Origin of the sequence: Corynebacterium afermentans subsp. afermentans (assembly GCF_030408355.1) — a bacterium.
Lineage (GTDB): Bacteria > Actinomycetota > Actinomycetes > Mycobacteriales > Mycobacteriaceae > Corynebacterium > Corynebacterium afermentans.
In genome coordinates this window covers 2,332,119-2,344,390 of record NZ_CP046606.1, presented here as the reverse complement: position 1 = coordinate 2,344,390, position 12,272 = coordinate 2,332,119, and the positions used below count along the sequence as shown (strand labels likewise).

Annotated in this window: 7 protein-coding genes; 5 read left to right on the top strand and 2 right to left on the bottom strand. The window is 62.9% G+C overall.

Going from position 1 to position 12,272, the window contains the following annotated elements:
- Positions 1-5 precede the first annotated feature (5 nt).
- Entirely contained in the window at positions 6-713 is a 708-nt protein-coding gene (locus CAFEA_RS11095; RefSeq protein ID WP_063937054.1) for a hypothetical protein, read from the top strand.
- A gap of 65 nt (positions 714-778) precedes the next feature.
- Here the strand turns inward: CAFEA_RS11095 and CAFEA_RS11090 are convergent, their stop codons facing one another.
- Positions 779-1,231: a hypothetical protein gene (locus CAFEA_RS11090; protein ID WP_063937053.1), complete on the bottom strand. Its 453-nt coding sequence runs from the start codon at positions 1,229-1,231 to the stop codon at positions 779-781.
- Between the two features lie 192 nt (positions 1,232-1,423).
- Positions 1,424-1,879 carry a hypothetical protein gene (locus CAFEA_RS11085; RefSeq protein WP_063937052.1) on the bottom strand — a complete coding sequence of 152 codons (456 nt, stop codon included), beginning with the start codon at positions 1,877-1,879 and terminating at the stop codon, positions 1,424-1,426.
- A gap of 104 nt (positions 1,880-1,983) precedes the next feature.
- Between CAFEA_RS11085 and CAFEA_RS11080 the strand changes: the two genes are divergently transcribed.
- From CAFEA_RS11080 to CAFEA_RS11065, 4 genes are all read left to right on the top strand, one after another.
- Positions 1,984-3,423, top strand: coding sequence for a DUF5129 domain-containing protein (locus CAFEA_RS11080; RefSeq protein WP_063937051.1), 1,440 nt, complete (start codon positions 1,984-1,986; stop codon positions 3,421-3,423).
- A 532-nt stretch (positions 3,424-3,955) separates the two neighbouring features.
- Positions 3,956-4,501 (top strand): hypothetical protein, encoded by a 546-nt coding sequence (locus CAFEA_RS11075; protein WP_076589989.1) that lies wholly within the window; start codon positions 3,956-3,958, stop codon positions 4,499-4,501.
- Between the two features lie 114 nt (positions 4,502-4,615).
- Positions 4,616-7,489 carry a DEAD/DEAH box helicase gene (locus CAFEA_RS11070; protein WP_063937049.1) on the top strand — a complete coding sequence of 958 codons (2,874 nt, stop codon included), beginning with the start codon at positions 4,616-4,618 and terminating at the stop codon, positions 7,487-7,489.
- Between the two features lie 4 nt (positions 7,490-7,493).
- Positions 7,494-12,047, top strand: a complete 4,554-nt coding sequence (locus CAFEA_RS11065; RefSeq protein ID WP_063937048.1) for an Eco57I restriction-modification methylase domain-containing protein — start codon at positions 7,494-7,496, stop codon at positions 12,045-12,047.
- Positions 12,048-12,272 lie beyond the last annotated feature (225 nt).

The following is a 12,272-nucleotide window of genomic DNA, read 5'->3' as shown; positions in this document are numbered from 1 at the left end:
TGCGCATGTCCTTCGAGATCGTCACCACCCACTTCGTGGCCCACGAGCGCGACCTCGAGGAGGCGTACGAGCTCTACCGCGAGCGCATCGAAACGAGCGGCGCCGTCATCTCGGCGGTCTCCCCTCGCCCGCACCCTATCGAGGACGAGTTCACCCTCTGGGACCTGCGCTGCCAGGCCGCATACGACAACCTGCCCGCCCCGGACCAGATGCGGCTGTACGAGCTCAACGCGCTCGTGGATTTCGCCACCACCAACCGCGACAACGCCATCGAAAAATTCTTCTTCGAGGACCACGACGCGCCGACGCACCTCCCTGCCAGCCTCGGGGGCCTCATGGACCTCACACTTCGCGACGAGCCGCAGGGCCCCCTGTCACTCACCACCATCGTCTACCTCGGCTCGCCCGAGCACATGCTGCTGGCGCAGAGGCTTTTCGACGCCACCGTGGCCGACCTCAACGCCGTCGCCTACCAGCCGTACGTGGCCCCGCTCGAGGGAACGGAGCATGCGGGGTTGGTCGGTCCTCTGTGGCTGCGCGATGCCACGCTCAACATCATCGGCAAGGGTGACGGACACTTCTCCCCCGGCAAGGACGCGTGGGCGGGGTGGCTGTTGACGTCGGATGGACCGGAGGACGACGATAGGCAGTTGCACGAACGCATTGATACCGACGCCGTGGTGATTACCCGCGCGGTGCAGGAGCCGTTCTAATCACGAAAAGGCACCGGCGCGGAGGAAGGGATATTCCGCGCCGGTGCCTTTTTCGGGTGCTAAGCCTACGGCGTGACCTGCGGGCTCAGCGGGTCAACCGCCTCCGGGGCCTCAGCGCCGCCCAGCGGGGAGTCCGTCATTTCAGCGTCGCCCAGCGGGGAATCGGTCATCTCCGCGCCGCCGAGGCCGGTGTCGCCGGATGCGGAGCCATCCGCGGAGGAGCCACCTGCCGAGGAGCCGCCGGACATGGAACCGCCCGCGGAACCGTCAGACACCGAGCCGTCTGCGGAGGAACCGCCGACAGAGGAACCGCCCGCGGAAGAGCCACCAGCGGAGCTGTCGGACATGGAACCGCCGGAGGAAGAACCGCCGGAAACCGGGTCCTCGGAGGTCACGGCACCGGACGGGTTCACGCCAGTGGTGTCCGTGTCGCCGTCACTGTCATTGCAGGCGGTGAGGCCGGCGGCAGCCAGCACGAGTGCGGTAGCCGATGCGGCAATACGAGTGTTTGCAGACATAATTCTCCTTCTCGTGTCGGATTGATCCCGGGTGTCTCGCCCGGATCACAAACTTTCTACGGAGCCTGTCTGCGAAACCCTTGTGAGCGGAGGGAGAACTTTCGTACTGGTACGTAGCAGAACAATAACCCGGCCCCCACGCTGCGGGAACCGGGCTATTTCGGCTACGCGGCTAAGCCGGATGGACCCTATTTACATCGGTAGGTCCGGAATGGCCGGGAGGGAAAGACCCGGGATGGAGCCGGAGAAAGCTGCTGCTGCGCCGAGCAGTGCAACGAGGGCGAGCGGCACGCCGATCAGGAGACCCAGGATGCCGGGCTTGGTGTCCGGGTTGTCGATGAGCTGCTGAATGCACTCGCCGGTGGCGTTGTTGGAGCCCTTCTCCTTGCCCGGCTCGGCCTTGTCGCCGTCCTTGCCGGCGGTGGCGTCCTTGCCCTGCTCGGACTCGGCCTTCTTGCCCTCCTTGCACTTCTTGTACACCTCGGAGGAGCCGACCTTTTCGCCTGCAGCCTGGTCGCCCTCTGCCTGGGCGGAGCTGCCCTGGTTCTCCTTGGCCGGGGCGGTGTCAGCGTCAGCGGCGAACGCCGGAGCGGAAAGAGCGGACATGGACAGGGTTGCGGCAACTGCAGCGGTGGCGATGCGCTTCATGGCAATCTCCTTTTAGTGAATCGGGTACCCGACACTGATCTGGCACGTGTAAAAGGCGTATCGCCAAACCATCACATCGCCTTACACGAGGTTACCCTGGGCACATGGGAATGATGAAGGAGATAGCAGCCATCTTTGGTGTCGCCGCACTTGTCGGCCTTGGTGGTGCGGGTGCCGTCTACAGCGCCATCGACGCCCCGGAGCGCGATCAGTACACCGTCCAGGCAGCGGGTGCGCCGAGCGCGACTATCGACGACCCGCAGGACGTCCTGACCCCTGAAGACGAGCAGCGCCTCCAGCGCGACACCGCCAACATCAACGCGGCCGATGTGGTCACGGATTTCCACTACATGGTGTTCGAAACCAACCACGAGAACATCCTCGACGATGTGGAGGAGCTGCTGCGCTCGCAGTACCCCGAGCTGATCGACCAGTCCAAGGGCGAAAACGGCCGCCCCGCCGACGGAGTGCTCATCGTGGGCGTGGGCCTGGATCCGCGCCAGGCGTTCATTTACGGCGGCGACGATGTCACCGAGGAGCTCATGCTTAACGACGACACGTACCGCGAATCCCTGCTCGATGCGATGAAACCGGGCGTAAACGATGGGAACATCCCCTCCGGTCTCTTCCGCGCTGCGAACCTGGCCTTGGACGCGGACGGGCTTTCGGACCGGAAGTTCAGCGACGCGCAGGGCGAACGCTCTGGGGCGGTTTTCGGCGCCGCCCTGGGCGGGTTCGGCGTTACCACGGCGGTTGGTGCGGGTGTGGCGGCGGTGCGGAATAACCGTCGTAAAGCAATTGCGAAAGCCCGCGAGGACTATGAGCTTGTCACCCACGAGTACACCCGTCTCGCGGGCCGCCTGGACGAGGTGGATGTCCGGGCGAACTCGCTGTCCTCGGCGTTCGCGGACGAGACGCTGCGCCGCCAGTGGGCCGAGGTGCGCGACCGCTTCCTGAGCATGAACGAGCTGGTGCACGGCGCGCAGGGACTCAGCTCCATCAACATGGACGACGATAAGGACGTGTACAAGCACCACAAGCAGCTTGCGGACGCCGCGGAGAGTGTGGACCACGTCTCCAACGCCGAGGACAACATCGACCGCCTCTTTGGCGTTGAACACGGCGACCCGGCCACGCGCCGGGCGGACCTGAGCACCATCCGCGAGGACGTGCTGCGCGCCCGCAGCGATGTGGAGGATTCCGGCCTGCGCCGCGAGCTGGACCTGCTGATGCAGCGCATCGAGGCGCTGGACGCGAACCCCTCCTCACCCACCTACGTGGACGACTTCGTGCGCGTGCTGGGCGACTACCGCGTGATCCTGGACCAAGTGAAGAAGAAGCAGTTCAGCGACGTCAAGGAGCACGAGAAGCTGACGGCGCCCGCGGTGTACGAGTCCGGGTTCTGGTACGGCGGGTACGTGCCGTACGTGCACATGCACTCCTGGCACGAGTCCAACGTGCAGGCGGAACAGGCTGCGTCGTCGAGCAGCAGCTCCGTGTCTTCCTCGGGATTTAGCGCCGGGGGTGGCAGCTCCAGCTTCTAAGGGTGTGACTTTCCACACATTTCGCGTTTACACTTCCCTTTAATCAATCCGTGTTTATACTTAGACACGGAGAAATTCGAAGCGCGGCCCGCCACCTAAGAACACGAGGTGGCGGGCCACTCCTTTTGGTGGGTATCCGCTTGAAAACTCCTAAGAATAGCGGAATCCCCTCCGCCTTCTCGCACTCTAAATGGGGGGGTGGGTGAGTGCTCAACCGGTCTCGGGGGGATGGACCGTGGGCGGAGGGGCCCAAAAGCGAATATAGACTATCGCCCTCAGTGTGTCTACATGTAGGGCAAAAAAGTTTTTCTGAAAATGTTTGCGCAGGTCGAATGCTATCTGCACGACGCTCATCCTTAGGGGCACCTCGCGGTTAGTGCCAACTATGTAGCCGTTACCGCAGAGTAGTTGCAGAGATGCAATAAACCGGGGTGCCTGTCCGGCAGCCGTTCGGTCAGCGCGATTTCTCCGGGCGGTAGGCGTTCCTCTGCCCGCCCTGCGGACTCGGTCTCTCCGAGATACTTTCGCCCTCATGGGAACCTTCATTTCATTAATTGAGGCGATCGCAGCCGTCGCCGCAGCAGTTTTGGCCGCCATGGCTCTGCAGACATCGAAGCAGGCCAACGAGCTAGCGGAGAAAACCCGCGACGACAGCCAGAAGTTCAAGGACGAGGAACGCGAAAAGGACGAGGAGCAACGGCGCAATGCGGTTGCGATGAGCGTCTACGCCTACTGGGCGAAGCGGGACGATAACCAGTGGGGAGTGGTGATCAGTAACAAGGGCCCGCGTGCGACGGTGGTGAAGGATTTCCGGGTGGAGGTCAAGTGCAAGGACAAGGAACGGACCTGCCACGAGTCTCACCAGATGGTCGCGCTTCCGGTGGGTGAGTTCTTCATCGAGCACAAAACGACGAAGTATGGCTGGGGCAATCTCGTCTCCATCAACGAGAACGAGAGGTTTAAGCCCGTGGTGTACGCCAACACCTGGCGCGTGGACAAGATCAGCTTCATCGACCACCTCAACGAGCAGTGGACCTACACGCCAGAGGCTGGCTACACCCACCAGCCAGTCATCTAGCTGGCGCCCCAACACCAACGCAGTTTCACGTGAAACACCCCCGCCAGTCCCCGCCCAAACACCCGTCCGATATAAACCTCCCCCATCCCACACACGCCGGATAACCTGCCTAGTATGTCTTCTCCCACGCAGGAAGCAGCGCCGGAAGCGCGCACCGACAACGCGGCGAACTCCACCGCCTTCGCCCCCGGCCTCATGGTTAAGGTCCGCGACGAGTTGTGGCTGATCACCAGCGTCACCCAGTCCGTGGACGGGTACCTGCTCAAGGTTCGCGGTCTGTCGGATTACGTGCGCGACACCACGGCGAGCTTCTACACCGCCATCGATGACGTGGAGGTTTTTGACCCCGCCAAGATGGAGGTCGTCCCGGACCGCTCCCCCGGCTACCGCACGACGCGCCTGTGGCTGGAGACCACCCTGCGCCAAACCCCGGTTCCGCTGTACCAGGAGCAGCTCTCGGTGGCGGATCAGATGCTCATGGATCCGCTGGATTACCAGCTCACCGCCGTACGCAAGGCGCTTTCCGACGACAACCTCCGCCCCCGCGTCCTCATCGCCGATGCCGTCGGCCTGGGCAAGACTCTCGAGATCGGCATGATCCTCTCCGAGCTGATTCGCCGCGGCCGCGGCGAGCGCATCCTGGTGGTCACGCCGAAGCACATCATGGAGCAGTTCCAGCAGGAACTGTGGTCCCGCTTTGCCATCCCGCTGGTGCGCCTGGACTCCACGGGTATCCAGCGCGTGCGCCAGATGCTGCCGGCCAGCCGGAACCCGTTTACGTACTTCCCCCGCGTGATTGTGTCCATGGACACGCTGAAGAGCCCGAAGTACCGCGCCCAGCTGGAGAAGGTGCGTTGGGACGCGGTGGTGATCGATGAGATCCACAACGCCACCAACGTGGGCACCCAGAATAATGAACTGGCCCGCACCCTCGCCCCCACCACGGAGGCGCTGCTGCTGGCGTCTGCCACCCCGCACAACGGCGATCCGGAGAGCTTCAAGGAGATCCTGCGTCTGCTCGACCCCACCGCCGTGCTGCCCAACGGCGAGATCGACAAAGACGCGGTCTCCCGCCTGCTCATCCGTCGCCATCGCCACAGCGACGAGGTGGCGAGCGTGGTCGGCGAGCAGTGGGCGGAGCGCAAGGAGCCCAAAAACATCCCGGTGGAAGCCTCCGCGGAGGAAAACGCCGTCGCTGGCGAGCTGGAGCAGACCTGGATCCACACGAACGCCAACCCGGCGCAGGACCGCCTGTTCCCCTGGACGTTGGTCAAGGCGTTCCTCTCCTCCCCCGCCGCACTCGGTGAGACCATCGACAACCGTCTCAAGCGCGTCCCAGAATCTGACACCAATCAGCGTCAGGCCCTGGAGCGTCTCCAAACGCTCAACGCTAAGGTCACCCGCCAAAACTCCAACAAGTACGCCTCGCTGGTGAACTACCTGCAGGAGATCGGCGTGGGCAAGGGCAAGAAAACTAGGGCGGTGGTGTTCTCGGAGCGCGTGGCCACGCTGCATTGGCTCAAGGAGCACCTGACCAAGGACCTGAAGATGCCGGCGGCTGCGGTCGCGGTCATGCACGGCGGGCTTTCGGACGAAGAGCAGATGCGTCTGGTGGACGAGTTCAAGCGAGAGGACTCCAAGCTGCGCATCCTCATTACTGGCGACGTGGCGTCGGAAGGCGTGAACCTGCATACCCTGTGCCACAACCTGATCCACTACGACATCCCGTGGTCGCTGATCCGCATTCAGCAGCGCAACGGCCGCGTGGACCGCTACGGGCAGACGGAGCCCCCGCAGATCGCGGCACTCCTGTTGGACACGAAGCAGGGCGGCTACGTGGGCGAGCTGCACGTGCTGGCCAAGCTGATCAACCGTGAGAACGAGGCGCATGCGTTGCTTGGAGACGTCGGCTCGCTCATCGGCAAGCACACCATCAACGGCGAGGAAGAGGAGATCCGCAAGGTCATCCAGAACCAGGCCGGCTTCGACGATGTGGTGAAGACCCCGGAGCAGATCGCCAACACCGACGCGGAGTCAGAGGAGGACCTCATCGATTTCTGGCTGTCGGGCTTTGGGCTTAGCAGCGACCCCTCGGACACCCCCGCCCCGGGCCAAACCGTCGCCCCAGCGCACACCACCAGCCTGTACGCCTCGGAGATCAGCTACCTCGAAGACGCCCTGAAAGAGGCCTTCTACGGTGCCCCGGAGAAACCCCTCGGCGCCAACGGTGTCGCCTACGAACTGGGCAACAACGGCGTGGCTGAGCTCGCACCGCCGGAGGACCTGTGCCGTCGCCTGGACATCCTGCCGCAGGACTACCTGGCGGACCGCAAGGTGCGCGAGAAGTTCCTTCTGGCCACCAACACCGCGGTGGGCAACACGATTCTGCGCAACGCCCGCACGGGACAGGACGGCTCCACGTGGCCCAAGGCCCACTTCCTAGGACCCCTGCACCCGGTGACGGACTGGGCCGCCGACCGCGCTCTGGCGTCCCTGTCCGCCGGCCAGATCACTGCTATCGCGGGCGAGGTGGACATGCCCACCGTGCTGCTCATGGCGACCCTGACTAACAAGCGCGGCCAGGTGGTTTCGCGCGCCTTTGTCACCGTCGCAGGCGGCATGCTGCCCAAGACCATCGAGGACCCGGTGGCCTGGCTTCGCAGCGTCGGACTGACTGAAAACGCCATCAACCCGGAGACGCTCACCCTGCCCGACAACGCGCAGGAGCTCGTCGCCTCCTCCGTGGAGGTGGCGTACAACCAGCTCCAGCCGATGATGGCCGCGGCCCGCAATCACGCATCACAGCGCATCGAGTATTGGATCGACCGCGCGGATCAATGGCAGTACGCCAAGGACGGCGGCCAGACCACCGTGCGCGCTGGCCGCTCCGCGAACCTCATCGCCGAGGAGCGCGCGCTGATCGCCTCGCTTGAACCAGACCGTGAACTTATCCGCCCGCTCGTCCTCGTCCTGCCGAAGGAGCAGTAGATCAATGGCTACCTACGACTCAATCATCAACGTTGATGAGTGGATCAGTGACCACTACTTCACCACTGACGAAACCAAGGGCGAATCCTTCACCAAACGCGTGAAAAACCGCACCAAGGAGTGGGCACAGTTGGAGGAGGAATCTAACACCCCCTCCCCCATCAAACGCTTCCAGGCCGCGCGCGGTGAGCTCCAGCAAGCCTTTGCGACGCAATCGCCTACCGACGCCCTGGTGCGCACCGCATTCAGCTACGGCGCACCCACAGCGCAGACCTACACCCGCGCAGGCGAGACGTTCACCTACCAGGGCTGGGTGGGCAACGCCGGCACCCTGGTGGTGATCAGTGCCGAACCGAACGAGGACACCACCGAAGAGGACCTGACCACGCTCCCGATCACCGGTGGCATCGCCGCCGAGGGCAAGAAGCCCGAGAACGCGAAGGTGTCCAAGCTCGTCGGCGACTTGTTCCTCGCCGCCGAACCACCGGAGTTCATTGTGGTGCTCGCCGGCGCGTGGGCAGTCGTCGCTGAGCGCGAGTCTTGGCCGCTCGGGCGCTACCTCGCCGTGAGCCTGCAGCTGGCGGTGGAGCGCAACGACACCAAGAAGGCCGGCGAGCTCGAGCGCGTCGCGGTGATCCTCGCGCGTGAGAACCTTGAGCGCGCAGCGGACGGCACCACCTGGTGGGCCGAGACCCGCGAGGAATCCCAGCAGCACGCCGTGAAGGTTTCCGGGGACCTGCGCGACGCGGTGCGCGAGTCCATCGAGATCATCGGCAACGACGTCCTCGACCAGAACCTCTCGCTCGACGGAGTCGACGGCAACGAGCTCGCGCACCAGTCCCTGCGTTACCTCTACCGGATCCTGTTCCTCCTGTTTGCCGAGGCCTCCCCGGAGCTGGCCATCCTGCCCACCGGCGCCCCGGAGTACGTGGAGGGCTACGGCCTGGACCGCCTCCGCGACCAGATCCTTAACCCGCCCGTGACCGACAAGGCGCGCCGGGGTACCCACCTGTACGACTCATTGCAGGTGCTGTTCACCCAGGTCAACGACGGCCACGAGCCGCACGAAGTCGCTGGTGCCGACCAAGACGCCCAGAACGAGGGCCTGACCTTTCGCAACCTGGAGGCGGACCTGTTCAAGCGCGAGGCCACCTCGCTCATCGACGAAGTCAAGCTCTCCAACGACGCCCTCACCCACGTCCTGCAGAACCTGCTGCTGTCCAAGGTTTCCGCCGGCAAGGACCGCGGCTTCATCTCGTACGCCACCCTGGGCGTGACCGAGCTCGGCCAGGTCTACGAGGGCCTGATGTCCTACCACGGCTTCATCGCCCAGGAAGACCTGTACGAGGTCGCGCCGAAGGGCGACGCCTCCAAGGGCTCCTGGGTGCTGCCCACCCACGCCGCGGACACCGTGCCGCAGGACAGCTTTGTCATGGAGACCAAGCAGATGGAGGAAGGCGGCACCTCCAAGGTGCGCCGCGAGCACCCGGCCGGCTCCTTCGTGTTCCGTCAGTCCAGCCGCGACCGCGAGCGCTCCGCATCCTTCTACACCCCGCAGGTGCTCACCGAGTTCACCGTCGGCCAGGCCATCGAGGTGCTCCAGGAAGAAGGACGCATCGAAACATCCGATGACGTGCTCAGTCTGACCATCTGCGAGCCCGCCATGGGCTCCGGCGCCTTCGCCGTGGAAGCCGTGCGTCAGCTGGCGGAGCTGTACCTGAAGCTGCGCGAGGACGAGCTAGACACCCAGGTCGACCCCGAGACCCGCGCTGTTGAGCTGCAGCAGGTCAAGGCCCACATTGCTCTGCACCAGGTCTACGGCGTGGACCTCAACCCCACCGCCGTGGAGCTCGCCGAGATCTCCCTGTGGCTGGACACCATGACCAGCCAGCTCAAGGCCCCGTGGTTCGGCCTGCACCTGCGCCGCGGCAACTCGCTCATCGGCGCGCTGCGGTCCACCTACGCAGTCGCGCAGCTGAAGAAGCGCGAGTGGCTCAGCTCTGTGCCACGCCGAGAGCCGGTGCAGAACCTGGCCGAGGCTATCGATGCCGGCGAGACCAAGGACATAAACGCCGCTGGCCGCATCCACCAGTTCCTGCTCCCCTCCTCCACCTGGGGAGCTGCTGCGGACGCGAAGGACCTCAAGACCTTGGCCAAGGACGAGATCAACGCCATGAAGGCGTGGAGACGCTCCGTCACCGGCAAGGCACCCACTAAGGAGCAGACGAAGAAGCTGACCAACCTCGCCGCCCGCGTGGAGTCCCTGTGGGCCATCACGCTGTCGAAGATGCGCATCGCAGAAGAACAGATCCGCCGCGACATCGACCTCTGGGGCCGCGAGACCGAGCACACCGCCAAGAACGTGCGCCGCGAGCAGATCGAGCGGGAACTGCTTCACGACGCCGAAGGTGCCTACCTGCGTCTCCGCCTTGCCATGGACGCCTGGAACGCCCTGACCTTCTGGCCCCTTACCGCCACCGACGAGCTGCCTGACTTCGACGAGTGGATCGCTACGCTGACCGACATCTTGGGCACTGAGATCACCGCACGAGATGCTGCGCAGGGACAGCTTGGCCGCGCCGACAGATGGGATGAACTGGTTCAGCTCGAGCGCACCGAGATTGAGCTGTCTGGTGCACGCAAGATCGACATCGTCTTGGAGAGGCACCCGTGGCTGAACACGGTCCGCACGGTGGCCGCCGAGCAGGGCTTCTTCCACTGGGACCTGGATTTTGCCGCTGTTTTCGCTCGTGGTGGGTTCGACCTCCAGGTAGGCAACCCGCCGTGGGTGCGGCCCACCGTTGACTTGGACGCGCTCTATTCCGAATCGGATGCGTGGTTTTCCCTCGCGCACAAACCGACGCAGGCTGAAAAGAAATCGCGGCGGGAACAGTGGAACCACGATCAACCGACCCGTGAGATTGTATATCGCGGTTTAGCCGAGGCGTTAGCAACTTCAGCGGTTCTTGGTGACGTCACTCGTTATCCCCACCTAGCTGGCCAGCAGCCGGATCTCTACCGAGGATTCATGGAACGAACCTGGGGTAATTCATTCGATGAGGGCATTACCTCGCTAATACACCCAGAATCACACTTCACCGAGAAGAAGGCCGCTCCCCTGCGCCGAGGAGCGTACCTGCGGTTACGGAGGCATTGGCAGTTCATCAATGAGCTCCGGTTGTTCGACGTGCATAATCTGGTGACGTACGGAATCCACGTGTACGGTTCGATGCGGGACAAGCCCTCATTCCAACAAGCAACATCTGTTTATCACTCTTCGACCATTTCCGACTCTTTGACCCATGATGGCTCCGGTAATCTGCCTGGTCTAAAGGATGATAGTGGCAATTGGGATGTCCGCCCCCACCGCGACCGAATTCAAGTTGTCGATGAGAATGCACTCGGTGTGTGGCATTCGGTTCTGGAGGACACCGCCGTGCCACCTGTCGAGTCCCGCATGGTTTACACCGTTAACACTGAAGCTGCGGCCGTGCTCGAGAAACTTGCAGCTGCACCGCGTATTCGCGAGCTCAAACTGAATTTTTCCCCGGGCTGGCACGAATCTGCTGACAAGAAGGCGGGATATTTTGATACCGGCTGGGCGCATCCTACCTCGTGGAACGATGTCATTCTTCAGGGACCGCACCTCGGCGTCTCGACCCCAATGGTCAAGCAGCCGAACCCCAGTCTAAAGAGTAATAAGGATTGGTCTGAGATCGACCTCGAATCGATGACCGCTAGCTTCATTCCAGCGACCGCATACCAGCCGGATCGGACGAACCAGCCGAGATACGACGCTGATTACACCCGCTGGGTGTTGGATGGTGCTACCGTTTCGTCGCGAGACTTTTACCGTGTCGGGTGGCGGGTTATGGCAGCGACAACGGGGTACCGGACGACCTATCCCTCGCTAGTTCCTCCTGGGGCGACCCACGTAGATACCGTTGGTTCCGCAGCCAGCACGGAAGACGTTGCGGACACTGTTCTCGTGGGAGCGACGCTATCGAGTCTCGTCGTGGATTTTCTCGTTCGTGCTTCAGGTGTGAGTCATCTCCGACCAGCTGTTGTGGAAGGATTAGTCTTCGGACGAAAATTCTCGGGTTACATTCACTTGTTACGTAGTTACCTCCGCCTCAACTGCCTCACCGAGGCCTATGCCCCGTTGTGGGAGGAGGTTGTGGGGGAACCTTGGGGCGTCGATACGCCTTTACGTAAGGATGAGGAGCGGCGTGCTGCGCAGGTGGAGATTGATGCGATTGTGGCGTTGTCGTTGGGTGTGACGGCGGATGAGTTGTGCATGATTTACCGGACGCAGTTTCCGGTGATGCGGCGTTATGACCAGGAGGATCGGTTTGATGCGAATGGTCGGAAGGTGCCGAAGGAGATTGTGAAGGCGGATGCGAAGTTGAAGGACGGTGCGGAATTGTCGGTGGCGGATCGGACGTGGACGCATCCGCAGTCGGGTGTGGAGTACGTCTACGAGTATCCGTTTAGGCAGCTGGACCGGGAGGCGGATTTGCGGGAGGCGTATAAGAAGTTTGCGCGGATGGGAGACTAGACGCCGAATACCTTCCAACCAGATTCCAGTCGACAGGGCAGAGCGGGAATTTAGATACTTTCATTAAGTCCCAACTTCAGTGCGGGCAACTAAGGGGGATCGATTCTATGGTCCCAAATGCGAAGCATTCACCAATTCTCAAAAGGGTGAGTTAAGAACCCACGAGTTTGTCTGGATGTAGGACTAGTCTGACTAGGACGCGCCAAAACGGCCTACTAACGGATG

What these genes read in the sequence shown, in the direction of transcription:
- CAFEA_RS11095 (WP_063937054.1), top strand. Translation starts at nt 6, where the DNA reads ATGTCCTTCGAGATCGTCACCACCCACTTCGTGGCCCACGAGCGCGAC.
- CAFEA_RS11090 (WP_063937053.1), bottom strand. Translation starts at nt 1,231, where the DNA reads ATGTCTGCAAACACTCGTATTGCCGCATCGGCTACCGCACTCGTGCTG.
- CAFEA_RS11085 (WP_063937052.1), bottom strand. Translation starts at nt 1,879, where the DNA reads ATGAAGCGCATCGCCACCGCTGCAGTTGCCGCAACCCTGTCCATGTCC.
- CAFEA_RS11080 (WP_063937051.1), top strand. Translation starts at nt 1,984, where the DNA reads ATGGGAATGATGAAGGAGATAGCAGCCATCTTTGGTGTCGCCGCACTT.
- CAFEA_RS11075 (WP_076589989.1), top strand. Translation starts at nt 3,956, where the DNA reads ATGGGAACCTTCATTTCATTAATTGAGGCGATCGCAGCCGTCGCCGCA.
- CAFEA_RS11070 (WP_063937049.1), top strand. Translation starts at nt 4,616, where the DNA reads ATGTCTTCTCCCACGCAGGAAGCAGCGCCGGAAGCGCGCACCGACAAC.
- CAFEA_RS11065 (WP_063937048.1), top strand. Translation starts at nt 7,494, where the DNA reads ATGGCTACCTACGACTCAATCATCAACGTTGATGAGTGGATCAGTGAC.